This window comes from Nocardia sp. CNS-044 (genome assembly GCF_059570515.1).
Window position 1 is genome coordinate 308,248 of sequence record NZ_JCANSX010000011.1, and the last position, 25,018, is coordinate 333,265.

Annotated in this window: 26 protein-coding genes; 11 read left to right on the forward strand and 15 right to left on the reverse strand. The window is 68.6% G+C overall.

Annotated elements, in window-relative coordinates; all coding sequences use genetic code 11:
• Positions 1–104: 104 nt before the first annotated feature.
• Together T333_RS29595 and T333_RS29600 are read right to left on the reverse strand one after the other, a co-directional pair.
• On the reverse strand, positions 105–2,342 hold the full coding sequence (locus tag T333_RS29595) for a molybdopterin-dependent oxidoreductase (RefSeq protein WP_496426551.1): 2,238 nt from the start codon (positions 2,340–2,342) through the stop codon (positions 105–107).
• A complete protein-coding gene (locus tag T333_RS29600; RefSeq protein WP_496426552.1) occupies positions 2,339–3,310 on the reverse strand; it encodes an enoyl-CoA hydratase/isomerase family protein in 972 nt (323 codons plus the stop codon). Before T333_RS29600 ends, T333_RS29595 begins: the two co-directional genes overlap by 4 nt.
• A gap of 454 nt (positions 3,311–3,764) precedes the next feature.
• Between T333_RS29600 and T333_RS29605 the strand changes: the two genes are divergently transcribed.
• Both T333_RS29605 and T333_RS29610 read left to right on the forward strand, forming a co-directional pair.
• The gene (locus tag T333_RS29605; protein ID WP_355001334.1) at positions 3,765–3,992 is read left to right on the forward strand and encodes a hypothetical protein; all 228 of its coding nucleotides are present in this window, start codon (positions 3,765–3,767) and stop codon (positions 3,990–3,992) included.
• 174 nt (positions 3,993–4,166) lie between these two features.
• Positions 4,167–4,670, forward strand: coding sequence for a GNAT family N-acetyltransferase (locus T333_RS29610; RefSeq protein ID WP_355001335.1), 504 nt, complete (start codon positions 4,167–4,169; stop codon positions 4,668–4,670).
• 231 nt (positions 4,671–4,901) lie between these two features.
• Here the strand turns inward: T333_RS29610 and T333_RS29615 are convergent, their stop codons facing one another.
• The 3 genes from T333_RS29615 to T333_RS29625 form a co-directional block, all read right to left on the reverse strand.
• Positions 4,902–5,693, reverse strand: coding sequence for an SDR family NAD(P)-dependent oxidoreductase (locus tag T333_RS29615; RefSeq protein WP_355001336.1), 792 nt, complete (start codon positions 5,691–5,693; stop codon positions 4,902–4,904).
• A gap of 140 nt (positions 5,694–5,833) precedes the next feature.
• Positions 5,834–6,442: a TetR/AcrR family transcriptional regulator gene (locus tag T333_RS29620; protein ID WP_496426553.1), complete on the reverse strand. Its 609-nt coding sequence runs from the start codon at positions 6,440–6,442 to the stop codon at positions 5,834–5,836.
• Positions 6,443–6,483: 41 nt separating this feature from the next.
• The gene (locus T333_RS29625) at positions 6,484–7,374 is read right to left on the reverse strand and encodes an alpha/beta fold hydrolase (protein ID WP_496426554.1); all 891 of its coding nucleotides are present in this window, start codon (positions 7,372–7,374) and stop codon (positions 6,484–6,486) included.
• Positions 7,375–7,488: 114 nt separating this feature from the next.
• Between T333_RS29625 and T333_RS29630 the strand changes: the two genes are divergently transcribed.
• On the forward strand, positions 7,489–9,345 hold the full coding sequence (locus tag T333_RS29630; protein WP_496426555.1) for a Na+/H+ antiporter: 1,857 nt from the start codon (positions 7,489–7,491) through the stop codon (positions 9,343–9,345).
• Here the strand turns inward: T333_RS29630 and T333_RS29635 are convergent.
• Positions 9,321–9,908, reverse strand: coding sequence for a TetR/AcrR family transcriptional regulator (locus tag T333_RS29635; protein WP_355001340.1), 588 nt, complete (start codon positions 9,906–9,908; stop codon positions 9,321–9,323). The genes T333_RS29630 and T333_RS29635 overlap by 25 nt on opposite strands.
• Before the next feature lie 192 nt (positions 9,909–10,100).
• Here T333_RS29635 and T333_RS29640 point away from each other — a divergent pair, with 192 nt between their 5' ends.
• Both T333_RS29640 and T333_RS29645 read left to right on the forward strand, forming a co-directional pair.
• Entirely contained in the window at positions 10,101–10,772 is a 672-nt protein-coding gene (locus tag T333_RS29640) for a TetR/AcrR family transcriptional regulator (protein ID WP_496426556.1), read from the forward strand.
• Positions 10,773–10,810: 38 nt separating this feature from the next.
• Positions 10,811–11,464: an enoyl-CoA hydratase-related protein gene (locus tag T333_RS29645; protein WP_496426557.1), complete on the forward strand. Its 654-nt coding sequence runs from the start codon at positions 10,811–10,813 to the stop codon at positions 11,462–11,464.
• A 26-nt stretch (positions 11,465–11,490) separates the two neighbouring features.
• Here the strand turns inward: T333_RS29645 and T333_RS29650 are convergent, their stop codons facing one another.
• A complete protein-coding gene (locus tag T333_RS29650; protein ID WP_496426558.1) occupies positions 11,491–12,219 on the reverse strand; it encodes a dienelactone hydrolase family protein in 729 nt (242 codons plus the stop codon).
• Between the two features lie 179 nt (positions 12,220–12,398).
• Complete coding sequence (locus T333_RS29655) at positions 12,399–13,037, reverse strand: histidine phosphatase family protein (RefSeq protein WP_355001344.1); 639 nt, start codon at positions 13,035–13,037, stop codon at positions 12,399–12,401.
• Between the two features lie 230 nt (positions 13,038–13,267).
• On the opposite strand from T333_RS29655, the gene T333_RS29660 reads away from it, so the two are divergent.
• Positions 13,268–14,218 carry an aminoglycoside phosphotransferase/kinase family protein gene (locus tag T333_RS29660; protein WP_496426559.1) on the forward strand — a complete coding sequence of 317 codons (951 nt, stop codon included), beginning with the start codon at positions 13,268–13,270 and terminating at the stop codon, positions 14,216–14,218.
• A gap of 74 nt (positions 14,219–14,292) precedes the next feature.
• A complete protein-coding gene (gene ligD / locus T333_RS29665) occupies positions 14,293–15,255 on the forward strand; it encodes a non-homologous end-joining DNA ligase (protein WP_496426560.1) in 963 nt (320 codons plus the stop codon).
• Between the two features lie 190 nt (positions 15,256–15,445).
• Here the strand turns inward: ligD and T333_RS29670 are convergent, their stop codons facing one another.
• Positions 15,446–16,171: an SDR family NAD(P)-dependent oxidoreductase gene (locus T333_RS29670; RefSeq protein WP_496426561.1), complete on the reverse strand. Its 726-nt coding sequence runs from the start codon at positions 16,169–16,171 to the stop codon at positions 15,446–15,448.
• Positions 16,172–16,276: 105 nt separating this feature from the next.
• Between T333_RS29670 and T333_RS29675 the strand changes: the two genes are divergently transcribed.
• Positions 16,277–17,119: a LysR family transcriptional regulator gene (locus T333_RS29675; RefSeq protein ID WP_496426562.1), complete on the forward strand. Its 843-nt coding sequence runs from the start codon at positions 16,277–16,279 to the stop codon at positions 17,117–17,119.
• A gap of 156 nt (positions 17,120–17,275) precedes the next feature.
• Here the strand turns inward: T333_RS29675 and T333_RS29680 are convergent, their stop codons facing one another.
• From T333_RS29680 to T333_RS29705, 6 genes are all read right to left on the reverse strand, one after another.
• Positions 17,276–17,821, reverse strand: coding sequence for a F0F1 ATP synthase subunit B family protein (locus tag T333_RS29680; protein ID WP_496426563.1), 546 nt, complete (start codon positions 17,819–17,821; stop codon positions 17,276–17,278).
• Positions 17,818–18,276, reverse strand: coding sequence for a F0F1 ATP synthase subunit B family protein (locus T333_RS29685; RefSeq protein ID WP_496426564.1), 459 nt, complete (start codon positions 18,274–18,276; stop codon positions 17,818–17,820). The genes T333_RS29680 and T333_RS29685 overlap by 4 nt, the downstream gene beginning before the upstream one ends.
• Before the next feature lie 4 nt (positions 18,277–18,280).
• Positions 18,281–18,541 carry an ATP synthase F0 subunit C gene (gene atpE, locus T333_RS29690; protein WP_067783390.1) on the reverse strand — a complete coding sequence of 87 codons (261 nt, stop codon included), beginning with the start codon at positions 18,539–18,541 and terminating at the stop codon, positions 18,281–18,283.
• 62 nt (positions 18,542–18,603) lie between these two features.
• On the reverse strand, positions 18,604–19,326 hold the full coding sequence (gene atpB, locus T333_RS29695) for a F0F1 ATP synthase subunit A (RefSeq protein ID WP_355001349.1): 723 nt from the start codon (positions 19,324–19,326) through the stop codon (positions 18,604–18,606).
• Positions 19,323–19,688, reverse strand: a complete 366-nt coding sequence (locus T333_RS29700; RefSeq protein ID WP_355001350.1) for a hypothetical protein — start codon at positions 19,686–19,688, stop codon at positions 19,323–19,325. The genes atpB and T333_RS29700 overlap by 4 nt, the downstream gene beginning before the upstream one ends.
• Positions 19,689–19,987: 299 nt before the next feature.
• Entirely contained in the window at positions 19,988–20,575 is a 588-nt protein-coding gene (locus T333_RS29705) for a DnaJ family domain-containing protein (RefSeq protein WP_496426565.1), read from the reverse strand.
• A gap of 157 nt (positions 20,576–20,732) precedes the next feature.
• On the opposite strand from T333_RS29705, the gene fadD11 reads away from it, so the two are divergent.
• From fadD11 to T333_RS29720, 3 genes are all read left to right on the forward strand, one after another.
• Entirely contained in the window at positions 20,733–22,550 is a 1,818-nt protein-coding gene (gene fadD11 / locus T333_RS29710; RefSeq protein ID WP_496426566.1) for a fatty acid--CoA ligase FadD11, read from the forward strand.
• 118 nt (positions 22,551–22,668) lie between these two features.
• Positions 22,669–23,715, forward strand: a complete 1,047-nt coding sequence (locus T333_RS29715; RefSeq protein ID WP_496426567.1) for a multicopper oxidase domain-containing protein — start codon at positions 22,669–22,671, stop codon at positions 23,713–23,715.
• On the forward strand, positions 23,715–24,932 hold the full coding sequence (locus tag T333_RS29720) for a ZIP family metal transporter (protein ID WP_496426568.1): 1,218 nt from the start codon (positions 23,715–23,717) through the stop codon (positions 24,930–24,932). The genes T333_RS29715 and T333_RS29720 overlap by 1 nt, the downstream gene beginning before the upstream one ends.
• The last annotated feature ends 86 nt before the right edge of the window (positions 24,933–25,018 follow it).

Here is a 25,018-nt window from a genome sequence, read left to right on the forward strand (position 1 = left end):
GTGGCCAGGTCAGCTGTTCGCCGGACCGATCGAGTCGAGGAAGCGCCTGTGCCACTGCGACGTAGCCGCACGCTCGGGGCGAGTGCGGTGAAACCTTGTGCGCCTCAGGCTGGTTCGATGCGGGCGGGGACGTGTTTGTGCCAGGGTGTGCCCGCGATGGCGTCGCGCAGGGTGACATCGGTGAGTTCGTTGAGTGCGACGCCGGTGCGGGTGCCGTCGGGCAGGTCGAGGCCGAAACCGTTGGGCAGGGAGACGTGGCCGGGTTGCATGCGGTCGGTGAGTTCGACGGTGGTGACGGCGCTGCCGCGGCGGGTGGTGACGCGAGCGCGGTCGTTGGCGCCCAGGCCGAGGCGGGTGGCGTCTTCGGGGTTCATGCGCAGTGCGCCGTCGGGATCGCGCCGACGCCACGTGTCGTCGCGGAAGATGGTGTTGGCGGTGAAGGAGCGCCGCTCCCCCGCGGCCAGCACGAACGGATAGTCGGTGCTGGTGTGGGTGGCGGCAGTGGTGTCCAGTGCGCGCAGGGCGTGCAGCAGTTCGGGGATGGCGAGGGGGATGCGTTTGCCGGGGTGCGGGACGTAGTCCCAGGCGTCGGCGTAGTCGTCGACGGTGAAGGTGACACCGGAGCGTCCGGCGAGGATGGCGTCGAAGAGGGCGTCGGCGTCGCGGTGTCCGGCGCGGCGCATGGCGGCGGGATGGACGCGGGCGACGCGCTGGGCCAACGCCCACAGCACCGCGGCGGCGCGCGCGCCGCCGGGCAGGGTGGGGCCGAGGGTTTCGTAGAGCAGATACGGCGCCAAGCCCGCGGTGTTCTTGTCGATGGCCACCAGCGCCGCGAAGGCCAGCGCGTAGGGGCGCCGGCCGAGGCGGGCGGCGGTGCGCAACAGCGCGAGCCGGGTGCGCGAGACCGCGCCGAGTTCGCGCAGCAGCCGCGCGTAGATCTCGGGTTCGGGCAGCGTGCCCGGTAGCGGGTCGAGCAGCGGCGCGCGCAAATGGAACGTGTTGTGCGGGAATTCGAGAGTGAAGAAGGTGGCTTCCCACTTCTCGAACTGACTGGCCGCGGGCAGCACGTAATCGGCGTGGCGGGCGGTCTCGGTGAGCGCGACATCGATGACGACCACCAGATCCAGCGCGTCGAGCGCGGCGCGGAAGGAGGTCGAATCGGCAAGGGAATGCGCGGGATTGGCGGACTCGACGATCATCGCGCGGAAGCGGTCGGGATGGTCGGTGAGTATCTCCTCGGCGATGGAGTTGCACGGCAGCATGCCGCCGAGGACGGGCGCGCCGGTGACGGGGCTGCGGCGGATGTCGCGGCTGTAGCCGGCCAGCGGGACCAGCCACGAGTGCGGTTGCATCGCGCCCGGTGCGGCGAAATTGCCGGTGAGCAGCCACAGCAGTTTGTTCAGATACGAGATGAGGGTGCTGTTGGGGCTTTGCTGCACGCCGAGGTCTTCGTAGGTGGCGACGCTGGCGGCGGTGCCGATGCGGTGGGCGGCGGTGCGCAGCAGCTCGACCGGGACGCCGCAGCGGTCGGCGTAGTCGGCGATGTCGACATCGCGCAGCGCGGCCACGACATCCTCGGCCTGGCTGGTGTGCGCGGAGAGGAAGTCGTGATCGAGCAGATCGTCGCGGACCAGGATGGCCAGCAGCGCCGCCAGACACCACGCGTCGGTTCCTGGGCGGACCTGGAGGTGGATGTCGGCGAGGTCGGCGGTTTCGGTGCGCACCGGGTCGATGACGATCATGCTGCGCGCGGGATCCTTGGCGATCTGCTGCAGGATGGTGCGGGCGCGCGGCACGCCGTGGGATTGCCAGGGGTTCTTGCCGAGGAACACCGACACTTCGGCGTGTTCGAAGTCGCCGGTGGTGTGGCCGCCGGTCAGGTGGGCGTCGACCCAGCCCTCGCCGGTCTTCTCCTGGGCGAGCGCGGTGGAGCGGTAGCGGCTGCCCAGGGCGCGGCGCAGGGCTCCGCTGTAGGCGCCGCCGAGGTGGTTGCCTTGGCCGCCGCCGCCGTAATAGAAGATCTTGTCGCCGCCGTGCCGGGCACGTACCTCTTCGAGCCGGGAAGCGACCTCGGAAATCGCGGTGTCCCAGTCGATTTCGGTGAAGGTGCCGTCGGGTTCGCGGCGCAGCGGGCTGGTCAGGCGGGCGCCGCCGTTCTGATAGTGGTCCAGGCGCAGCGCCTTGTTGCAGGTGTAGCCGGCGGAGGCGACGTGGTCTTTGTCGCCGCGGATCTTGGCGAAACGGCGACCGTCGAGCTGGATGAGCAGACCGCAGTTGTTCTCGCACAGAATGCAGGCGGTCTTGTGCCACGCTTCGGTGGCCGCAGGGGTGGGTTTCGTCATTTGCTCACCTGGTCTACGCGGGTGCCGTCGACCCATGGTCCGGGGTCGGCGAGGAAGGGTGTGTCGGCGAGGCGGTCGAGGTCCTCGAAGAAGGCTTCGGTGGTGCGGGCGGCCGCGGCGGTGGTGCCGACGGAGACGAAGCCTGCCTGTTCGGCGTCGAGACCGCGGGACAGAGATCTGTCGGTGCCGAAGTAGACGGCACGCTTGAGCTCGGCGACGACGATGGGGTTGCGGGCGGCCAGCCGGGCCGCGGTCGCCTGCGCGGCGGCGAGGAGTTCGTCGGCGGCCACCACCCGGTGCACCACACCGAGGCGCAGGGCTTCCTCGGCGGTGAACGGTGTGCCTTCGAGGATGATCTCGATGGCTTTGGCGGCGCCGAGCAGACGCGTCAGGCGTTGGGTCGCACCGCCGCCGGGGATGAGGTTGGCCAGTGTTTCGATCTGCCCGAGGCGCACGTGGTCGGCATCGGCGGCGTAGCGAAGGTCGCAGGCCAGCGCGATCTCGTGGCCGCCGCCGAGCGCGGGACCGTTGACAGCGGCGAGGTAGGCGACGCCGGAGCGGTTCATCCGCAGGGTGGTGCGTTTCCATCGATAACCCCAAACCAGCCCCGCGCCGAGCCCCCCGCCGCGGCGTTCGACGAGTTCCGCGACACCGGGAAGGCGCAGCGCGGCCGCGCTGGCGCGCAGGAACGGCGCCGCGACGCGGGCAGGAACGAACGGGTGCGGCATGTCGATCATGCCGGCCAGCGCGGCGGGGTCGGCGTGGGTGAGGAAACGACCGGGCAGACCGCCGGTGAGTACGACCGCACCGACGGTGTCGTCGGCATCGACGGCGGCGGTGAAGGTGTCCAGATCGCGCACCACCGCCGGGGTCACGAAGTTCCACGGCGGGGCGACGATTCGCGCGGTGAGGACCCGCCCGTCTCGCTCTAGTTCGATGGTGTCCAGTTGCAGGTCGTCGGCGGACATCGGCGGCTCCTTCGGTGCGCGGCTGCGGTCGGAACGCGAGAGAAAGCGTCAGTGAACACGTTTCGGGGTCGCATCGTCCCGATACCCGACTATGGAGTACACCATAATGGGTGTGTCAAGCCTCCAAGCGTCGCCGCCATGTGTCTGCGTTGCCTGCGTGATCAGCGGGACCGGAGGTGGGAGCCGTCGTTGACCGAAATCCAACCTCTAGGGGTATAGCGGCGTGGGCCCGGCAGGGGTTGACTTGTTCGCATACTCAGCGCGGAGGTCCAAGGTCGAGAAAGGAACAGTCATGTCCGGCAAGACCAAACAGGCCCGCAAATCGGGTACCGAGCCAACCGAGACCGCACCTTCGGTGGCTGAATCGGCGGGAGAACCCTCGGCAACCGAATCGAATATCGGACCCGCCGCGAACGGAGGAGTGCGTGTCCCGATTCCGACGGTCGGAGTGCGGATGGCGCGAGTCCCGCTTCCGCCCGGATCGCGCACGGCGGCCAACGGTGTCTCGTCGGTGACCACGGCGGTGCTGCATCGAGTGCCGGATCGGGAGTCGATGCTCTACTACGGCGGGCTCGGCGCGGCGGCCGCCACCGGACTGGTGTCGTGGCCGGTGGCCACGGCGATCGGGGTCGGTGTCTGGGTCGCGGAGCACGCCCGCAACGCCGCGTCCGCCAGCCGGTAACACCACGTCGAACAGCGAGAGCACGCTGCGGCCTGCGTCGGCCGCGCGGCATGTCCGCGGCCGCTGAACCCGCGCGACGGAAGTCGGTGCGGGAGGTGGTGTCGGCCGTCAGGGTGCGGTGTGCCTCCGGAAATGGCATGGCCGTGCGCGCACGGTTCTCCTATGTTCGGATTCGTGATCTCCGCTTCGCTACGCCCAGCCATGACCGCCGACGAACCCTTCCTCTGGGAAATGCTCTACGAGGCATCGCACGCCGCCGATCAGGGACTGACCGTGGCCGACCTGGAAACCATTCCCGCGCTGTCGCGTTACGTCGACGGCTGGGGCGCCGACGGCGATCTCGGCGTCATCGGCGGCCCGGCCGAATCCCCCTGCGGCGCGGCGTGGTTGCGCTTGCTGACCGGCACGGACGCCGGATACGGCTACGTCGACGACGCCACTCCCGAACTCGCGATCGCCGTCGCACCGCGGGCGCGCGGCACCGGGCTCGGCACGGCGATGCTCGAACAGCTCGTCACCGCCGCCGCCGGACGCTATCCGGCGATGAGTCTCAGCGTGCGCGAGGAGAATCCGGCACGACGGTTGTATCAGCGCTTGGGCTTCGTCGATGTCGACGGCTCGCGCATCGTCAACCGGGCGGGCACCACCAGCATCACCATGGTGCTGCCACTGCGCTGAGGACCCCGCGGTTGCTCGCGGCGCTGGAAGTGCGCGGAGCTCCGTTTCACCGCGAGCAGACCGCCCTCCAGCGCTGCCGCCGACGTCCTCGAACAGCAGCGACCGGGGGCAAGCATCGGCGAACAGCAGCGACCGGGGGCAAGCATCGGCGAACAGCAGCGACCGGGCGCACCGGTCGAGTAGCAGCGACCGGTGCTGCACGGGATCAGCTCGAGTGTCGTTCCGGCGTCCTCACCGTTTGGCGCGCTGCGCATCGGCCAATGTCGCCGCGATCTTGTCCGCGCCCGCGAGCCGCTGCACCCGCGCGGACAAGCCGGGCGCGATGCCCGCGAGCAGCGCGCCGATGCGCACCTGGGCCGGGGCTACGTCGATCTCGCCGACATTGCGTTCCACGGCGCGACGCACCGCGGCCGCCACCTGATCGGGCGAGGAGGTGCCGGTGCCGAAGGCCGGGGGAACGCCCGCGTCGGCGAACATGCCCGCGTCGCGGACGAAGCCGGGGAACACCGTCGAGACGCCGACGCCGTGCGGGGCCAGATCCTGGCGCAGCGCTTGGGCGAAGCCGCGCAGCCCGAATTTGGTGGCGTTGTAGAGGGAGACCCGGGGTGAGGCGATCTTGCCCGAGATGGAGGAGATGAACACCAGATGCCCGCGTCCCTGGGCGACGAAGGGTTCGGCCAGCAGGCGGGCGGTGATGATCGGGGCGCGCAGGTTCACATCGAGTGCGCGGTCGATCTGCTCGAGGGAGTAGTCGGTGAGCAGCCCGCTGGCGGGCACGGCCGCGTTCGCGATGACGATGTCGAGCGGGCCCGCCGCCGCGAGCAGCGCCGCGACCCCGTCGGGGTCGGCCAGATCGGCGGGCACGGCGCGGGCGCCGGTCTGGGCGGCCAGCGGGGCCAGCACGTCGACGCGGCGGCCGGTGAGCACCAGCTCGGCGCCGCGTTCGGCGAACGCGTGGGCGATGGCGTGCCCGATGCCGCCGGTGGCGCCCGTGATCAGAACTCGTGAACCTGCGATCTTCATCGGCTGTACCGTCCCCTGTCGCCGCGGTGCGGAGAACGCGGGTCTGTCCCGCTTCTGGGAGCACGGTAGCGAGCCGAGCGGGTCGAACACATCCACGCGCGGTCGGATCTCCGACTCCGACCGTGGTAGGGGTCGCCGGGTCAGTGCGTGGAGGTCGGGTAAAGCGCGCGCAGCTCGCCGACCGCGTCGTCGAGGGGTTCGATGCTGCGCTGGACCCGGCACAGCGCGATGGCGCCTTCGAAGGAGGCGACGGTGAGCACCGCCAGGCGTCGGGCCCGGTCGGCGGGGACGTCGTGGCGGGTCAGCACGTCGGTGAGCGCGGCGTGCCAGCGCTCGAAGACGGCGGCCGCGGCGCGCGCGAATTCTGGTGTCTCGTCGTTGGTTTCGACGGCGACCGCGAAGATCGGGCACCCCGCGCGGAACTGGCTCTCGCGCAGCGTGGTGCGCCACATCTCGGCGAACTTCTCCAGCGCGTCGACCGGGTCGCTGTCGCGGGTGAGGCGCTCGATGTAGCCGGACATGATCTCACCGGCGGTGGTGACGGCGTCGTTGACGAGCTGGGTACGTCCGCCGGGGAAATGGTGATACACCGAGCCGCGCGGTGCGCCGGTGCTGGCCAGCACCCGGTCCACGCTGGTCGCGCTGGCGCCGTGCACGCGCAGCGAGTCGATGGCCCCCTCGATCATCCGCTGTCGCGCGTTGGGCAGGCGGGTACGAGGGGAACCGTCGGTGCTGGATCGGCGTGCCACGCCCTCATTCTATGGGGTTGCCCATAGTGAAGGTGTGGCGGTCAGCGCACCCGGCTGCGGTGGAATTCCAGGAACGCCTCCAAGGTCCGTTGCGGCGCCTCGACCTGCGGGTAGTGGCCGATGTCGGGCAACTCCACTACGTCGGGGTCCTCGATCAGTTCGCGGTAGCGTTGAACCATGTGCGCACCCGAGACCGGGTCGCGCAGCCCGTCGATCAACCGCACCGGCACCACGGCTTGCTGCAGCGCGCCGACCCAGCGTTCCCGATGCTTGCGCCGCTCGGCCATGTAGCGAATGATCTTGTGGCCGTTGCGTTTACCGTGCCGGGACGACCACAGCAGCCAGAATTGGTGCAGCTCGGCGGCACTGGGGCGGGTGTCGGGTCCGAAGACCGCAGCCAGGCTGCGCTTGAACGCGGTCTCACCGCCGAGAACCCCGACCATCGGTCCCAGCGGTCCGGCCAGCAGCCGCTGCACCCAGCGGGCGCGGTGGGTTTCGGGGAACAGTCCCCCGTTGAGCAGGCACACCGATTCGATGGTCAGCGAGTCGTCGCCGATGGCGCGGCGTTCGGCGTCGCGGGCCAGTAGTTCCTGGGCGACGGTGTCGCCGTAGTCGTGGGCCAGCACGTGGAAACGGTGCACGCTCTGTTCGCGCAGCAGTTGTTCGTGCAGGTCGGCTTGGTCGGCGATGCTGTAGTCGTAGGTGCGCGGCTTGGCCGACCAGCCGAAGCCGATCATGTCGGCGGCGAGGACCCGCGCGAACCGCTCACCGAGCCCGGGCCACACGGGATGCCAGTCCCAGGACGCGGTCGGGAAGCCGTGGATGCACAGCAGGACCCCCTCGGGTCCGCCGCCGCCCTCGGTCCAGAAGATCTGATGCCCGTTATGGGTGAACCGGTGTCCGTTGGCACGCCAATTCGCAAACTCCTCCATACCCGATAAGCATTGCCGGTGCGCGGGCGCGCGGCAGCGATTCCGGGGAATCGGCCTCGCGACCGCGTCGTCCACGGCGCGAACGCGGCGATGGTGGCGTTTTGGGAGAATGCGATGGTGCATGTCGCGATCGGCCTGGTGGTTCTCGTCGCGTCGGCGGCCGCGTTGGCGGCGCTGGCGCGGCGGTTCGGCGTCTCAGAACCGTTGGTGCTGACCCTGGCCGGGGTGGCGGCCTCGTATCTGCCGTTCGTTCCCGCGGCGCACCTGGAACCGGAGGTGGTGCTGCTCGGTTTGCTGCCGCCGCTGCTCTACACCGCGGCGATCCGGACATCACTGGTGGATTTCCGCGCCAATATCGGCACCATCGCCTCGCTGTCGGTGGGTTTGGTGCTGTTCAGCACGTTCGCGGTGGCCGCGGTCGTGTGGTGGCTGCTTCCGGTGCCCTTCGCGGTGGCGGTCGCCCTCGGCGCGGTGGTCGCCCCGCCCGACGCGGTCGCCGCGACGGCGGTGGCGCGCCGGATCGGGATGCCGCGGCGCATCGTCACCATCCTCGAAGACGAGTCGCTGTTCAACGACGCGACCGCGCTGGTGGCGTTGCGGACCGCGATCGCGGCCTCGGCGGGCACGGTGTCGGTGTGGCAGGCGGGCGGTGATTTCCTGCTCGCCGCGGGCGGCGGCGCGCTGGTCGGCATCGCCGTCGCCGCCCTGCTCGCACTGCTGCGGCGGCGCATCACCGACCCGGTGCTCGACACCACGCTGTCGTTCCTCGCGCCGTTCGCGGCATATCTGCCCGCCGAACAGATACACGCCTCCGGGGTGATCGCGGTCGTGACTTGCGGGATGATTCTCGGCCACGGTGCGCCGGTGTGGCAGTCGGCGGCCTCGCGCATCGCCGAACGCACCAACTGGCGCACCATCCAGTTCATCCTGGAAAGCTCGGTGTTCCTCATCATCGGTCTGCAGGTGCGCGCGATCGTGGAGGATGCGTGGAGCAGCGGGCTCGACCACACCACCCTGGTGATCTCGGCGATCGCGGTGTTGCTCGCGGTGATGGTGGCGCGGCCGCTGTGGATCTTCCCGTGGTCGCTGCTGTTCCAGCGGCTCGGACGCTCGACCGTTCCGCTGAGCTATCCGACGGTGGTGTCGTGGGCGGGCATGCGTGGCGTGGTGACCTTGGCCGCGGTCCTGCTGTTACCCGAAGACACCCCGCAGCTGCCGGTGCTGAAGCTGCTGGCCCTGGTCGTGGTGGCGGGAACGCTGCTGTTGCAAGGCACCTCGCTGTCGTGGCTGGTGCGGCGCCTGCATCTGCGCGGTCCCAGCCGCTCGGAGGACGCGCTACAGAAAGCGAACCTGCTGACCCAGGCGGGCGCGGCCGGAATGGCGGCGCTGGACGCCGCAGCCGGACCCGACACCCCGCGGCAAGTCGTGCAATCGCTGCGCGATCGGCTGACCTGGCGCACCAACGCCGCCTGGGAACGGCTGGGCCGCGCCGAGTCCGAACAGCGCACTCCCACCGCCGAATACCGCAGGCTGCGCCTCGAGATGCTGCGCGCCGAACGCGAAACCGTACTGCGGGTGCGGGATTCGGGCGGCATGGACTACGAGATCCTCCAGCACGTGCTGGCACGGCTCGATCTCGAGGAATCGATGATCGACCGGTTCGACGAAACCGAGGAAGAACGCCGCGAACCCCTCGCCGCGCCCGCCGCGGCCGCCGACTGCGACCATCTGCGGGCCGCGCCGCTGCTGCGCGAACCCACCGAACCCGATCAGTGCGCCGAATGCGTCGCCGAAGGCCAGAGCTGGGTACACCTGCGAATGTGTCTGACGTGCGGGCACATCGCCTGCTGCGACTCCTCGCCGGGCAACCACGCCACCGAACACCACGCCGCCACCGGGCACCCGGTGATGCGCAGCGTGGAACCCGGCGAAGCCTGGCGCTGGTGCTACGTCGACGAACTGCTGGGCTGAGCACCCACCGGCGCCGGACGGCGCGCGTGCGAGTAGATCAGGCGGGCGTACTCGGTGAGCAGCCGCCGCAGTGACAGATTCTCCCCGCCCGCCGCGATCTGCTGGTAGCCGATCAGCATCGCCATGCCGAGCGAGGTGACCACGGCGGCGGTCTCGTCGTCGCCGACCACGCCGTTGATCACCTTCTGCACGGTGCGCCGCCGCGACTCGTCGACCCGCTTGACCGCCAGATTCACCGATTCGTCGTTGGCGGCCCACGCCCGGATCGCGGCCTCGGCCGCGTGATGCAGACCCGCCGCCAGATCCGACATCGCGCGCACGTCGTCGTCGGGATCGCCCTGATTGAACTTCAACGTGCGCAGGATCAACACCTGCCGGTTCTCCCAGTGCTCGAGCAGCGCGTCGACGAAACCCTGCCAGCTGCCGAAGTGGTGATAGAACGAGCCGCTGGTGACCCCGAGCCGACGGCACAGCAGCCCGATGTTGAGACCCTTGAACCCGAGTTCGGCCAGCACCTCCAGAGCGGTGTCGAAGTACTGCTCCTTGGTGACCACTCGTGACATGCGGATGCCGTTCTGCTCGTGCGGGCAAGGGGGAGGGCCCGAACAGTACCGCATCGCTTCGCGCGCGCGGGCGGGCACAAGCGAATCCGCTAGGTGACGCGCGGTAGCTGTTACCGCGCGAAATATGCAGTGCCCGTGGCGAACCGAATCCGGGTTGCATAACAGAGCAATTGCTCTGTTATAGTCGGCGCCATGCCACGACCCCGCACCCACGACCCCGGCGCCGTGCTCGACGCCGCGGAATCGCTGGCCGTCCGCGGCGGTCCGGCCGCGGTCACCATCCGCGCCGTCGCCGCCGCCACGGGGGTGTCCAACGGCGCGCTGTACCACACGTTCGGGTCGCGATCCGGAGTGTTGGGGCGCGCGTGGTTGCGGGCCGCGCGGCGGTTTCTCGCGGTGCAGAACGAGTTGATCGAGGCGGCCTCCGGATCGGAAGGCGATTCGAGCACCGGCGCAGGCGAATCGAAAAGTGCTGCCTATCAATTGGATTCGTCGGCCGAGGCCGTGTGGGACGACGCGATCGTGGCCGCCGCCGAGGCGCCGAGCGTGTTCGCCGAGCGATTCCCCGACTCCTCGCGCCTGCTGCTCACCGTCTCGCGCGAGCAGCTGCTCGGTGAAGACCTGCCCGAGGACGTGGCCGCCGAAGTTCGCGCCGCCGAACGCGCGCTGATCGACCTGCTGGTGGGGCTCGCGCAGCGCCGATGGGGCCGCCGCGACCGCCGCGCGGTCGAGGTGCTCACCACCTGCCTGGTCGACCTGCCGACCGCCATCCTGATCCGCCGCGAGCGGATCGCCGAACCCTTTGCCCGCGAACAACTTCGGGCTGCCGTCCGCGCCGTGCTCGCAGTCGGACCGCCCCCCTGATCCGCAAGTCCCGACCACTCTCGACGAAGGAACCCGCTATGCCCACACTGGAATACCACGACAAGATCGCTGTCCTCGACCTCGGCGGCGACGAGAACCGCTTCTCCCCCGACTTCCTCGACGAAGTGAACGCCCACCTCGACACCGTCCTCGCCGACGGCGCCCAGGGCCTGCTCACCACCGCGAGCGGCAAGTTCTACTCCAACGGACTCGACCTGGACTGGCTCGGCGCCAACGCCGACCGCGCCCAGTGGTACGTCGGACGCGTGCAAGCGCTGTTCGCGCGAGTGCTCACCCTGCCCGTGCCCACCGCGGCCGCACTGCCCGGACACGCCTTCGGCGCGGGCGCCATGCTCGCCATCGCCCACGACTACCGCGTCATGCGCGCCGACCGCGGCTACTTCTGCTTCCCCGAAGTCGACATCCGCATCCCCTTCACCCCCGGCATGGCCGCCCTCATCCAAGCCAAACTGACCCCCAAGAGCGCGGTCGCCGCCATGACCACCGGCCGCCGCTACGGCGGCGAGGCCGCGGCCGAAGCCGACATCGTCGACGCGGCCGCCCCGGAAGGACAGGTCACCGCCGCGGCGCTGGAAATGCTGCTTCCCTTGGGCGGCAAGGACTCCGGCACACTCGGCGCGATCAAGAACACCATGTTCGCACCGGCCGTCACCGCGCTGACCGCGCCGTAGACCCGCCGAGTGCACCGGCGGCCGACTCAGCGCGGCGGGGCGTTCTGGCTATCCGCCAAGTGGGTCTCGAAGAACGCGAAGATGCGTCGCCAGGCGTCGGCGGCCGCATCGGCGTTGTGACCCAGGCCGGTGACGCGCAGCAGCCGGTCGCCGGGGAAGGTGTTCGCGAAGCCGTGCGTGACTCCCGGATAGGTCTTGATGTCGTGGGCGACGCCGAAATCGGTGAGCGCGCGCTCGAGCTTGGCGGGTGCGCCGACCAGCGATGGATCGAGGCGGGCGTAGCTGGCCACCACCGGGCAGATGCCGTCGAGCAAGCTGCGGTAATCGCCGTACAGGCCCGGATAGAACGGAGCCGCGGCATCGAAACCGCGCGGCGCCGTCAGCAAGGCGAACCCGCCGCCCATACAGAAACCGATCACGGCCGTGCGCCCGGTGCACGCCGGATCGGGCACCAGGCGGTCGCGGGCGGCGAGAATGTCGCGCACCGGGACCACGTCGGCATCGGTTTTGCCGCCGGTGAACCACAGCGCCCGCATCACCGCCCGCATGCAGCGCGCGCGACCTCGCGAGAACAGATCCGGGGCGATCGCGAGGTAGCCGTGCTCGGCGAGCATCGCGACGTGTCCCTCGAGGTCCGTACCGAGGCCGAGGACATCGTGGACGACGACAACGCCAGGCCAGGGACCCGCACCCGCCGGGCGGGCCAGCAGCGCGGGCAGCGGGCCGTCCGGTGCGGATAGCTCGACGGTGTCCATGATCGGAAATGTACGCCGCGCGGGGCGTGCTCGAGCCGCCTTCGGCGCAGTGCCCGATCACGGCGGCGGTCCGTTCGCGGTCCAGCTCAGCCGGACCGCGGTGACGAGTGTGGCCCACTACAGAAGGGGCGTAACTGGTCGAGAGCGAATCGCTGTTTCTGGCGTACCCACACCGCGGGTCAGTTCGGTTCCACCTCGAGATGCCGGGTGTCACCGAGGCTGGTGACCGCACGGTTGTGGAAGAAGTCGTCCTCGGTGAGCACCGTGATGCTGCCCGGCGCGGCGCGGAAGGCGACGTAGTCCGCCGAGTCGATCGGCATCCCGATCCAGGCCGCGAGCACGAATGTCAGTGCGCCCCCGTGTGTTACGACGACCTGCTGTTCACACGGGTCGTCCACGATCGCACCCATTGCCGCGTAGATACGTTGGGCGAGTTGTAATTTCGTCTCCGCGCCCGCGATTCCCTCGTCGTGGCGCAGACGTTCGCCCACGGCGGGCGGCGGGACGAATCGCCGGTCCAGCCACTCCTGCGGCCTGCCGCCCGCTTCGCCGTAGGACTTCTCGCGCAGTCTCTCGTCGAAGATCGGCGTCACGTCGAGCGCCTTGCCGATCGCTTCGGCCGTCCGCGCGGTACGCAGCAGATCCGAGGAGTGCACCCGCACCTCGGCGTCCTCGGCTATCCGCGCGCGCAGCGACTCGGCGATGGCCGCCGCGGCGCGCTCGCCTGCCGTGGTGAGCTGCGAGTCGTACCATCCGCCGACCAGTCGGTCGACGTGATGGGTCGCCTCCGGGTGGGTGACGACATAGATGTGGCGCATCGAATCTCCTTCTCGGGTGGGACCGCAGCGGCGCACACAGCGAATCGACGGGATCCCCTCCGACTTTCACAGTATCGGCGCGAACTCGAAGAACGTCGGCCCGCCGGACGACGTTCGGCGGGCGGCGCTTTCCGCCTCGACATGAACAAGCGCCTCAACCCGGAGAATTGGAGCGAGACGATTCGCCTTGTTATGGTGACCACGCCCACACCTCCCTGCCCACCACCATCGTGACCACCTTCCTGACACCACAACAGCGCGCCGACCGCACCGCCGCCGCCGTCGCGGCAGCCGTCGGGGCCGGGTGTGAGTTGGGGCTGACCGTCACCGAGCCCACGGTGCTGCACGACGTCTTTTCGGTCGTCGTCCACTTGGCCCCCTCGCCGGTCGTGGCCCGAATTCCCACCGTCCTACCCCGCCCGGACGACCTGGCCGCCCTCGCGCGCCGCCAGCGGGACGAGCTGGATGTCACACGGTGGCTGGCCGACCAGAAAATCCCCGTGATCGCGCCCAGCCCGCTCGTGCAGCGCGAACCCGTGCAGCGCGACGGGTTCTCGATGACGTTCTGGCCGTTCGTCGAGGAGGCCCGGGACAAGGAACCCGACTACGTCGCGAACGCCGAGAGCGTCGCCGACCTGCACGCGGCACTGCGCGCCTACCCGGGCCGCCTGGAGTTCCTGTCCGCGGCCGACCCGGAGTTCATCGCGGACAGCCTCGCCCGGCTCGACCAGCATCCCGACCTGATCGGAGCGGCCGAACTCGACCGGGCCCGCCGCGAATGGCAGTTCCTCGAACCCCTCGTACGCTCACGCAGCGCCTTCGAGGCTCGGTTCCCCGGCATCGACCTCCAACCCATCCACGGTGACTCCCCGCCCGCGAACATCTTCCACGCGGTGGACGGCGACCGCTACGCCGACTTCGAACTGGTCACCCTAGGGCCCGTCGAGTGGGACCTGGCCGCTCTCGGCCCCGAGCACGAAGCCGCCTACAACCGCGGCGCACGACGCAACGGGACGAGGCCACTCGACGAGGAGGTCCTCGCCTTCGTCAACGCCCTGGGCATGCTGCGAGTCATCGCCACCCTCACCCTGGTCCCGCAGCTTCCCGAACTGATGGAGTACCTCGAGCCCGCGGTCGACCACTGGCAGACGACGCCCTTCGCCGCTGGCATGAGCGGCTGATATCAACCGACTGATAACCGGTGACGCCACCGCTGGCTCCGCGCAAATCAATTTGCTAAAGATATGCTGTATCGGTGGTGTCCGCGCCGTCGCCGATGCTGGCCCTCTCCGGACGACCGCCCGGAAATCCGGACGGTTGGGCCTTCGAGATGAAATGGGACGGCATGCGCGCCGTCGCCGCGGTGGCCGAAGGCGACTGTCAGCTCTACAGCCGAAACCGCAAACAGGTCACCCGCTCGTTCCCTGAAATCGCCGCCGCCGTCGCCGCGGCGGTCGGCGAGCATCAGGCCACGATCGACGGGGAGATCGTGGCGCCGGAAGCCGCGAGCGGCGCGCCGTCGTTCTCCCGGCTCCAGCGCCGCATGCACGTCCGCGTGCCATCGGCGCAGCTGATCAGGGATGTTCCGGTGCTGTACATGATCTTCGACCTGCTCGCCCTCGACGGCCACGCCACCACCGCCCTGCCGTACCGGCAGCGGCGGGAGTTGCTCGCCCAGCTCGACATCGCCCGCCCGCCGATCCAGTTGTCGCCCTACTGGACCGACATCGAGCCCGAGGCGCTGTCGGCGGCCGCGGCGGAGAACGGGCTCGAGGGTCTGGTCGCCAAACGCCTCGACTCCACGTATCAACCGGGTGAACGGTCGCGCAACTGGATCAAGATGCCGTTCCGGAAAACCACCGAAGCAGTCATCGCCGGATGGTTGCCCGGAAATGGCCCGTTCGCCAACGCATTCGGGTCGTTGATTCTCGGCGCGCACGATTCGGCGGGACGGCTGGTACATATCGGCAATGTCGGGACCGGATGGAAAATCGCGGAGCGGCGCAGTCTACGCACCCGCTTGGACAAACTCGCCCGCCCCGATACACCTTTCGACGTACCGCCGCCGCGCGCGATCGCCGTGCTAGCGCACTGGGTCGAGCCCGAGTTGGTCGCCGATATCGAATACCGGGAAGCCACCCCCGAGGGACTACGGCATCCCAGCTGGCGGGGTATCCGCATCGACAAATCCCCCGACGAGATCGAAGTGCCTTTGTAGGATCGTTCCGCATGTCGATTGGTACGCGTTCGCGCACAACGCAACAGCGCGCTGCTCGAACTGGCCGGCGAGGTTCTCTGGCCGATCCTGGCGCAGACCACCGGCATGCACATCACCACCGCGGTGCGCTGGAGCACGCTCGCCGCCCGCGTCTGGACGAGAACGGGAATGGTTCCCATCGCTGTGCCCGTCACCAGGGCACTGCTCCGGCGTCGTCGAAGAATCTGCCAGTCGGTCCGTCATCGGGCAGGGTCGCGAGGTGAATCGCGATCGCCGCCCCCTGTTGTGGTGTACGGACGCCTCGGAAGCCATTGAGGTCGGTGGCGGTGAAACCGGGGCACCCGGAGTTGATCAGGATGTTGGTGTCGCTCAGTTCCTTGGCGTATTGGATGGTGACGGCGTTCAGGAAGGTCTTCGATGCCGAGTACGCAGCGAAAACCGGGCCCATGTCGATGCCGGGCGTGGTCTGCAGGGCGAGCGAGCCCACGCTGCTGGACATGTTGACGATTCGCGGTGACACCGAGCCGCGCAGCATGGGCAGCATCGCGTTGGTGACCCGGATGACGCCGATCACGTTGGTTTCCATGACAGCTCGCACAGTCGCGGGATCGACCGTCGTGGGTGTCTGTGGCATACCGCCGGTGATCGCGGCATTGTTGACCAGGACGTCGAGCCCTCCGGCATGGTCGGCGATCAGCTGGGCCGCGGCGACGACACTCGCGTCGTCGTCGACGTCGAGCGGCACGCCGAACGCGTCGGTCCCGGCCGCGCGCAGCTTTTCCACCGCGGTGTCGCGGCGTTGTCGATGCCTAGCGCCCACACCGATTCGCCAGCCAAGGGCGCCCAGGCCCGCCGCGATCTCGTATCCGATTCCTTTGTTCGCGCCGGTCACCAGCGCGATCATCGATTCACTCATGCCGTTGATCATGTTGTGGACTCGGGTGGGGCGTCCAAGACCGATCGGGTGGGTGGCGATACCGCACGGGTATTGGTCGTGGTGAGCGCCGGATACGATCACCACATGGTGGAGACGCGGGAGTTGCGATACTTCGTCGCGGTCGCCGAGGAATTGCACTTCGGGCGGGCGGCACAACGGCTCGCGATGGCGCAACCACCGCTGTCGCGGGCGATCCAGCAGCTCGAACGGCGACTCGGAGTCGTTCTGCTGCACCGCAATGCTCGCGCGATCAGGTTGACCGAGGCCGGGTCGGTGTTGCTGCGGGAGGCCCGGAACGCTCTCGAAGCGGTCGAAGCCGCCGAGCGCCGCACTCGCCGCGCCGCTGCCGACCTGCCCGGTGTCGTGCTGGCCACCAAGGCGGGAGCCTCCAGCGAACTGTTGTCGAAGCTGCTGGACGCCTACGCTGCCGATCCCCGCGCTGTCGCAGTCGAGGTGCTGCTATGCGGACCCGGCGAACCGGAAAGACTGCTACGTGACGGGTGTGCCGACGTTGCTCTGCTCCACCGGCCCTACGACACGACGACCGGCTTCGATACCGAGGACCTGCACACCGAACAGCAGGTCGTGGTCCTGCCCGCGGGGCATCCCCTCGCCAACCGACCTCATATGTCGATGGCCGAGGTCAACGCCCTGACCGACCTGCCCCTGCCGCGCTGGCCCCGACGGGATGGAAGCTATCCGGACGGCCCCGGCCCGCAGGTTCGCGACCATACCCAGTTGGCCCAGCTGATCACCCTCGGACGGGCATGCGCGGTCGTGCCCGAGTCGCTCCGCGCCCAGTTACGCGACGATCACGCCACCGTGCCGGTGCCGGACGCACCGGCCGTCACCACCGTCATCGCGTGGCCACCACACAGTAGATCCAAAGCCATCGCCGACCTTGTCCGTACGGCGATACGCCTCTAGCCGACAACATCCGCGACGAACACTGCAAGTTCGAACACGCCACTCGGGACACCGGATCTCGGCAGCTCGGCGCGGAAGCCGACAAGCTACACGGTGCTAGACGCCGAGTGCGCCCGGATCGACGGATCCGGGCGCTGTGTGGCGGTCGAGCCGAGGTCAGCTCAGGCCGCTGAGTTCCTCGGTGGCCCTGGCTCGCGCTGTCAGCTCGTCGAGGAAACGATCGATGCTGCTCGACCTGGCGAGCGGTGATTCGAGTAGGTCACGGGCTATGGATTCGGCGCGGTCGATGACCGCTGTGGTGAGGTCGTGGGTGAGTTCTTCCTCCAGTTGCCGATGTGCCAGAGCGACGTTGCGCAGGCCTTCTCGGCGCACCCGTTCGACTTCGGCCGCCGCGGTGTCCCGCAGTTCGGTGACGATCCGGTCGGCGTCATCACGCGCCTGGTGGCCGATGCGTGCGACCTCGACCTGGGCGGCCGCGACCGCCTTGGCGAAAGCGCGTTCGGCGGCGGCCAATTCGGTCGCGGCGTCCGCGCTTTCCGTCATCTGTTCCTCGATCGTGCGCTGCGCTTTGCGCATGACCGTCCGAACCTGCGGGGCAACCCATTTCGACAGTGCGCCGAGGATGACGGCGAAGCCGAAGAGCTGGCTGACGAATACGGGCCAGTCCCAGGTGATGTCGTAGACACCGTCGCCGGTGTTCATCGTTGTCCACCTCCGATCACCCGATCCGCAAGGTCGTGCGCAATGGGATCGAGATGCGTGTCGAATCGTGCCGCCGCCGCGGCGGCCTGGGTTCGCAGTTCCGCGGTGGCCGTGGCCACCATCTCCTCGGTTCGATCTCGAGCGCGATCGCGGTGCGCGACCAGGATCGCTCGGCCTTCGTTCCTGGCCTGTTCGCGTAGCCGCGCCGCGTCGGCGTGGGCCTGGGCGAGCGCGGACCGGTAGCGGTCCTCGGCCGCGGCGAACGCTTCCCGGGCCTGTCGCCGGTGGGCGGCGGCTTCGGTCACGCGGGCCTCGCGTTGGTCGAGTACCTCCCGGATCGGTGGTACCACGAACAGCCAGATGACCGCGAACACGATGAGGAAGATCGCCAGCTCGACGAAGAACGTGCCGTTGGGAATCAAGAAGTTCTCGGCCGCGCGGATTTCGGTGTTCATGGCGCTACTTGCCCGGCGCCGCGAACGCGAACAGTGCCATGAACGTCAGATTGATGAAGTACACGGCGTCGACGAGGCTGACCGCCATCAGGTAGTTGCCGCGCAGCTTGCCCTCGGCCTCCGGCTGCCGGGAGATGCCGTTGATCAGCGCCGAGCCCGCCATGCCGTTGCCGTAACCGGCGCCGATCGCGCCGCCGACCATCATCAGTCCACCGGCGACCAATGCCGCCGCCTGAACCACCGTCTCGTGCGTTATGTCGGCCATGTGTCATTCCTTTCCTCGAATGATCCAACATTTGTGTGCGGTGCGGGATGTGCGCCTGCCGCTCAATGCTTTTCGTGTTCGACGGCGGTGGCCTGCCCGAAGTAGAGGACGGTCAGCAGGGCGAAGATGAAAGCCTGGATGAGTCCTACGAACAGGTCGAACAGCTTCCATGCCGCGTTCGGACCCCAGCTGAGCCAGGCGGGCAGCAGTGCGATCACCGAGATCATCACTCCGCCCGCGAACATGTTGCCGAACAACCGCAGCGCCAACGACAGCGGTTTGGCGATCTCCTCGATGACATTGATGACAACCATCGGACCCCAACCCATATGGCCCTTCAGCAGCTGCTTCACATGTCCGATCGGACCGCGGCGTGCCACGCCGGCGGCCTGGTAGGCGACGAAGACGAACAGGGCGAGCGCGTAGGTGAAATTGACGTCGGCCGCGGGCGGTTTGATCAGCTCACCGGCGCCGTACTGCACCGGCAGCACCGACAACCAGTTCGACAGCAGCACGAAGACGAACAGCGTCACGGCCAGCGGCAGGACGAACGGTGCGATCCGTAGTCCCACAGCGCTTTCCACCTGCGCGCGCATCTGCACGGTGACCGCTTCGAAGAACAACTGCACGCCGCCGGGGACCCCGGAGGTCAGCTTGACGCGCAGGGAGAACGCCAGACCCAGCACGACGGCGGCCGCGACCACGGTCGCGACGATCGTGTCGACGTGAAAATCCATTCCGAACAGGTGCGCGGTTTCGTGGTGTCCCACTTCGACTTTCGTCATCGAGCGCTCCGCAGAGTCGGTGCGGCCGCCCAGAACGCGGCGCCGATTTGAAAGGTCACCAGGCCGTACAGAATGCCCAGTCCGTCCGGGCGTGTCAGGACACCGGCGACCAGCGCGAGCACCGTGACGGCGAACAGCCGGATCCCGGTGACGGCCGCCAAAGGCCCTTTGCCGGAAGTGTTCTCACTCACGAGCGCGGCCACGCCCAGGCGGGTGAGATACGCGTTGGCCAATCCCAAACCTATTCCGGCGCAAATGAATACACCCAACAGCAGCCGATCCTGCATCCCGGCGGCGGCGAGAATCGTGATCCCGGCCGCGGTTGAGACGATGATCGGGCCGCGGTCACCGTTGACCGTCATGTGCCCTCCCTCGGCGATGAATGGCGGTGGAAGGCAATGCCTTCCGCGTCACAAGGTCATTCTTGCTTACTACGCCCCGTAGTACAAGAGAAGCGGGCAAATCGGGCATATCGGTCGTGCGATGGCGAGACCGGCGACCCGGGCCGCGAACTCTTGATGGCATGAACATATCACGTAAGTTGGTACATGCATACCATCAACGGTTGCGGTTCGAGTGCTGTGCGCGCAGAGGGATCGCACTGGCGCCGCGCCGAAATCGACGTTCCCGGTGGCGCAATTTGCACGGGTGCGATTCGGCGTCAGCGCCAGAAACGTTGCCACCAACGGCGCTTCGGACGGGCGGACGATTCCGCCACCACGCCCTGCGCCGATGACCCCACCTGTTGCTCCGAAGGTTCGCGCGCGCGTTGCGTCGAGCTGGTCGCGCGTCGAGCCGAGGTTGCAGACGCGCGGCGCGCCGAATCCGTACTTCCGCTCGACGCGGACGCCTTCTCCTCCCGCCACCGCCGCACCACCGTGTCGGCGTCGATCGGCCCCACCGGCACGTGTGGCGGCGTCGGTACCCGCACATAGCGGACCACCCGCTGATTCAGTTCGGCGACCGCGGCGCGCACCTCACGCTCGGTGTCCAGTTCGGCGACCGTCTCGTGAATTCGCTCCAGATCCCGGCGCAGAACCAGCGATTCCGGCAACATGCCGTCGGCTCGAATCCCCTCGCGCCGCAGATAACTCCGCAACCACCAGTTCTCGTCCACCTGGGTGCCGACCCCCGGGATCGGCTGACCCGCCCCGTGCAGATTGTCGAATTCCCCGCGCTCGGTGGCCTCGCGGACCTGCTTGTCGATCCACGATTCGAAGGTCTGATCCGGCGGTTTGCGCTCGGTCATGTCCTCCAGCCTACCGACGGTTCGGCGACGTCGTTCACGCCGACCGCGCTGGCGGGTAAGCGCCTGTCCGCGAACAGGTTTCGGAAAAAGCCAGCGCGCAGCACCCCGCCCGACCTACCGTCGGAGCACAGTGCCGGGCGTCGTGAGTGAGACCGAAATGACCGAACCGAACACCTCTTGTGCCGCATTCCAGCGCGTCGCCGCGATCGATCCGGACGCGGTAGCCGTCCGCTCGATCGGCGGCGAGCAGAGCCTGACGTGGCGTGCGTATTCCGAACAGGTCCGAGCCGTCGCGGGCGGGCTGAGCGCGCTCGGCGTGGGGCGCGGTGACACCGTGGCCCTGATGATGGGCAATCGCGTCGAGTTCTATCCGCTCGAAGTCGGCGCACAGCACACCGGCGCCACGTCGTTCTCGGTGTACAACACCCTCGCGCCGGACCAGTTGCACCATGTGTTCACCAATGCGGGCAACCGGGTGGTGATCTGCGAGGAACAGTACGTCGAGCGGGTCCGTGGCTGCGGCGCGCCGATCGAGACCATCGTGTGCGTCGACGGCGCGCCCCAGGGAACCATCGGTGTCGACGAGCTCATGGCCTCGGCCGCTGCGGATTTCGATTTCGAGGCGACCTGGCGTGCCGTGCGCCCGTACGACATCGTCACCCTCTGCTACACCTCGGGCACCACTGGCAATCCCAAGGGCGTGGAGATCACCCACGAGAATCTGCTGTTCGAAGCCCGCGCGTTCGCCTCGGTGCTGCCGGTCGAATTCGGCGACCGTCAAACCTCCTACTTGCCGACCGCGCACATGGCCGACCGGTTCACCGCGCTGTACCTGCAGGAGGTGTTCGGCACGCAGATCACCGCCGTCCCCGATCGCGCGCAGCTGCCCGCCGCGCTGCTCGACGTGCGCCCCACCATCTGGGGCGCGGTGCCGCGGGTGTGGGAGAAGTTCAAGGCGGCGATCGAGTTCTCCGTCGCCAACGAGCCCGATCCCACCACCAAGGCCGCCTTGCAGTGGGCTCTCGACACCGCCCGCCGTAAGGCCGAGGCCCGGCTGCGCGAGGAGCCCCTCGATCCCGCTCTCGCCGAGGAGTGGGCGCGCGCCGATGCCGCGGTGCTGTCGAAGCTGCGCGCGAAACTCGGTCTGGATCAGGTGAAGTGGGCGATATCGGGCGCCGCGCCGGTGCCGCCGGAGACGCTCGGGTTCTTCTTCGGGCTGGGTATCCCGATCTCCGAGGTGTGGGGGATGTCGGAGCTGACCTGCGTGGCCAGCGTGAGCCCGCCGGAGCAGGCGCGGTTGGGCACCGTCGGCAAGCTGCTGCCCGGGCTGGAGGGCTCCGTCGCCGAGGACGGTGAGTTCCTGGTGCGTGGACCGCTGGTGATGCGCGGCTATCGCAAGGAACTCGACGAGACCGTCGCGGCGCTCGATGACGACGGCTGGCTGCACACCGGCGACATCATCACCGTCGACGAGGACGGTTACCTGAAGGTGGTCGACCGCAAGAAGGAGTTGATCATCAACTCGGCGGGCAAGAACATGTCGCCTGCCAATATCGAGAACGCCATCAAGGCCGCCACCCCGCTGGTCGGCTCGCTGGCGGTGATCGGGGATCGGCGGCCGTTCACCACCGCGCTCATCGTGCTCGACGCCGAATCCGCGGCGCCCTATGCCGCTCAGCACGGGCTGCCGGATTCCTCGGCCGCCGCACTCGCCGCCGACCCCGGAGTGATCACGGCGATCGCGCGCGGGGTGGCGGCTGGCAATGCGGCGTTGTCGCGAGTCGAGCAGGTCAAGCGGTTCACGATCCTGCCGGTCTTCTGGGAGCCGGGCGGCGACGAGATCACCCTGACGATGAAACTGCGCCGCAAGCCCATCGCCGAGAAGTACGCGGCCGAGATCGAGGAACTCTACGCGGACCGACCGGATGGTTCGGTTCACGAGCCGATCGAGGCGCTGGACACCGCGGTGCGCTAGGGCCCGAGCCGACCGGTCTGGACGGTTACCCACACTGTTGTATTAGCGATCCCACAGATCTAATTTAGGTAATACGAAAACTCTGTGGGTAAGGCGTGCGGTGGTGCAGCGTGACCTGATGGGGGAGCCTTCGCGCCGCGGCTTTCTGGCCGGCGGCGGCGCGCTGCTGGGCCTGGGTGGCGCGGCGGTGGCGGCGCGCGCGGGTCTGTCCGAGGCGCGACCGCGCTCGGAACAGACCGGCCACGGTACGCACGGGGCGGTCGCCCACGGCGGCGGGGTCAGCGGGCCCACTTTCCGCATCGGTTCGGCGGTCGACCACCACGGCAACGGATTCGACCCGACCGAGATCCTGCGCGACTTCGACTACGGCACGGTCACCGAAGCCGCCGACGGTCGCACCGTGCGGGAGTGGGAGATCGCCTCCACCGACAAGGAACTCGAGGTCGCGCCCGGCGTGCAGTTCCCGGCGTGGGTGTTCAACGGCCGCATCCCGGGACCGACGCTGCGCTGCACCGAGGGCGACCTGCTGCGCATCACCTTCACCAACGGCTCGCAACACCCGCACACCATGCATTTCCACGGCATCCATCCCGCGGAGATGGACGGCACCCCCGGCCTCGGCGCCGGACTCATCGCGCCCGGGCAGAGCACCGTCTACGAATTCGACGCCATCCCCTTCGGCGTGCACCTCTACCACTGCCACGTCGGGCCGCTGGCCGAGCACATCGCCCGCGGCATGTACGGGACGTTCATCGTCGACCCGCCGCGGCCGCGTCCGGCCGCCGACGAGCTGGTCATGGTGCAGCACGGCTACAACACCACCTTCGACGCCGAAGGCAACCAGCTCTACGCCGTCAACGGCATCCCGTTCCACTACATGCACGAACCGGTGCGCGTGCAACGCGGTGAACTCGTGCGCATCTACCTGGTCAACGTGCTCGAGTACGACCCGGTCAACAGCTTCCACATCCACGGCAACTTCTTCGACTACTACCCCACCGGCACCCGGCTGCAACCCGCCGACTACACCGACACGATCGTCCAGGGCCAAGGCCAGCGCGGCATCTGCGAACTGCGGTTCCCGTACGCGGGGAAGTTCATGTTCCACGCGCACAAATCCGAGTTCGCCGAACTGGGGTGGATGGGATTCTTCGAGGTGACCTGATGAGCGAGCGCACCGAAACTGCCGCATCGCAGAAGTCCGAGGCTCCCGGATGGTTGTCGACCGTGGCGGTGGTTCTGCTGCTCGGCTTGGCGCTGGCGGCACTGGCCGTAGTGGGTGGGCGTTCGCTGCCCGAGCGGATCGGTCCACCGGTGGAAGAGATCGCGGTCGAACAGGTTCGGATGTCGCCGGGCCGCATCGATCTCACCGTGCGCAACGCCGGACCCGATCCGGTGCGGGTGGCGCAGGTGTTCGTCAACGACGCGTTCGTCGACGTCCGCGGCGGCGAGGAACCGATCGGACCCCGCCGCAGCACCGTGCTCACGCTGGACTATCCCTGGCAGGAAGGTCAGCCGTATCTGGTCTCCATGCTGACCTCCACCGGACTGGTCGTCGAACACGAGATCGCCGCGGCCGTCGAGACACCCACCGGCGGGCGCGACCTGTTCGCGGTGATGGCGCTGCTCGGCGCCTACGTGGGCATCATCCCGGTCGTTCTCGGCATGCTGCTGCTTCCCGTGCTGCGGCGAATCGGCAAGGGCGGCATCCGTTTCCTGCTCGCGGTGACCGTCGGGCTGCTGCTGTTCCTCGCCGTCGACGCCGTCTTCGAAGGGTTCGAGCTCGGCGAGCGTTCCGGCGGCGCGTTCGGCGGCATCAGCCTGCTCGCGCTCGGGGCGATTCTCGCCTTCCTCGCGCTCACCTTCGTCGACCGCTGGCTCACCCGCCGCGCCGACGCCTCGGACGGACGCGGCGGCACCCGGCTGGCGCTGATGATCGCCATCGGCATCGGACTGCACAACCTCGGCGAGGGCCTGGCCATCGGATCCGCCTACGCGCTGGGCGAACTCGCGCTCGGCGCGGCGCTGGTCATCGGGTTCGCGTTGCACAACACCACCGAAGGATTGGCGATCGTCAGCCCGCTACTGACAGCGGCCCGTCCGGGGGTGCTGCGACTGCTCGGGCTCGGGCTCATCGCGGGCGCACCGGCGATCCTCGGCGCGGTGCTCGGCGCGGGCGTCAACAATGCCGAACTGTCGCTGCTGTTGCTCGGTCTGGGCATCGGTGCGATCGCGCAGGTCGTCGTGCAGATCGCGCCCGCACTGCGCACCGCGGACGATCGCGACACCGGAACCGTGGCAGCGATGGACCCCACCGCGACCCTGGGTGTCGCTGTCGGCGTAGCGGCGATATACGCGACAGGTCTACTCGTATTGCCCTGAGCACCCAACGATTCCGAGCCAACTGGCACACAGGTTTTGCACGCCGCACATAGGCATCGTCTGTGTGCGGCGTGCGAAAGGTATGT

What these genes read in the sequence shown, in the direction of transcription:
- T333_RS29595 (WP_496426551.1), bottom strand. Translation starts at nt 2,342, where the DNA reads ATGACGAAACCCACCCCTGCGGCCACCGAAGCGTGGCACAAGACCGCC.
- T333_RS29600 (WP_496426552.1), bottom strand. Translation starts at nt 3,310, where the DNA reads ATGTCCGCCGACGACCTGCAACTGGACACCATCGAACTAGAGCGAGAC.
- T333_RS29605 (WP_355001334.1), top strand. Translation starts at nt 3,765, where the DNA reads ATGGCGCGAGTCCCGCTTCCGCCCGGATCGCGCACGGCGGCCAACGGT.
- T333_RS29615 (WP_355001336.1), bottom strand. Translation starts at nt 5,693, where the DNA reads ATGAAGATCGCAGGTTCACGAGTTCTGATCACGGGCGCCACCGGCGGC.
- T333_RS29625 (WP_496426554.1), bottom strand. Translation starts at nt 7,374, where the DNA reads ATGGAGGAGTTTGCGAATTGGCGTGCCAACGGACACCGGTTCACCCAT.
- T333_RS29630 (WP_496426555.1), top strand. Translation starts at nt 7,489, where the DNA reads ATGGTGCATGTCGCGATCGGCCTGGTGGTTCTCGTCGCGTCGGCGGCC.
- T333_RS29635 (WP_355001340.1), bottom strand. Translation starts at nt 9,908, where the DNA reads ATGTCACGAGTGGTCACCAAGGAGCAGTACTTCGACACCGCTCTGGAG.
- T333_RS29640 (WP_496426556.1), top strand. Translation starts at nt 10,101, where the DNA reads ATGCCACGACCCCGCACCCACGACCCCGGCGCCGTGCTCGACGCCGCG.
- T333_RS29645 (WP_496426557.1), top strand. Translation starts at nt 10,811, where the DNA reads ATGCCCACACTGGAATACCACGACAAGATCGCTGTCCTCGACCTCGGC.
- T333_RS29650 (WP_496426558.1), bottom strand. Translation starts at nt 12,219, where the DNA reads ATGGACACCGTCGAGCTATCCGCACCGGACGGCCCGCTGCCCGCGCTG.
- T333_RS29655 (WP_355001344.1), bottom strand. Translation starts at nt 13,037, where the DNA reads ATGCGCCACATCTATGTCGTCACCCACCCGGAGGCGACCCATCACGTC.
- T333_RS29670 (WP_496426561.1), bottom strand. Translation starts at nt 16,171, where the DNA reads ATGAGTGAATCGATGATCGCGCTGGTGACCGGCGCGAACAAAGGAATC.
- T333_RS29675 (WP_496426562.1), top strand. Translation starts at nt 16,277, where the DNA reads ATGGTGGAGACGCGGGAGTTGCGATACTTCGTCGCGGTCGCCGAGGAA.
- T333_RS29680 (WP_496426563.1), bottom strand. Translation starts at nt 17,821, where the DNA reads ATGAACACCGGCGACGGTGTCTACGACATCACCTGGGACTGGCCCGTA.
- T333_RS29685 (WP_496426564.1), bottom strand. Translation starts at nt 18,276, where the DNA reads ATGAACACCGAAATCCGCGCGGCCGAGAACTTCTTGATTCCCAACGGC.
- atpE (WP_067783390.1), bottom strand. Translation starts at nt 18,541, where the DNA reads ATGGCCGACATAACGCACGAGACGGTGGTTCAGGCGGCGGCATTGGTC.
- atpB (WP_355001349.1), bottom strand. Translation starts at nt 19,326, where the DNA reads ATGACGAAAGTCGAAGTGGGACACCACGAAACCGCGCACCTGTTCGGA.
- T333_RS29700 (WP_355001350.1), bottom strand. Translation starts at nt 19,688, where the DNA reads ATGACGGTCAACGGTGACCGCGGCCCGATCATCGTCTCAACCGCGGCC.
- T333_RS29705 (WP_496426565.1), bottom strand. Translation starts at nt 20,575, where the DNA reads ATGACCGAGCGCAAACCGCCGGATCAGACCTTCGAATCGTGGATCGAC.
- fadD11 (WP_496426566.1), top strand. Translation starts at nt 20,733, where the DNA reads ATGACCGAACCGAACACCTCTTGTGCCGCATTCCAGCGCGTCGCCGCG.
- T333_RS29715 (WP_496426567.1), top strand. Translation starts at nt 22,669, where the DNA reads ATGGGGGAGCCTTCGCGCCGCGGCTTTCTGGCCGGCGGCGGCGCGCTG.
- T333_RS29720 (WP_496426568.1), top strand. Translation starts at nt 23,715, where the DNA reads ATGAGCGAGCGCACCGAAACTGCCGCATCGCAGAAGTCCGAGGCTCCC.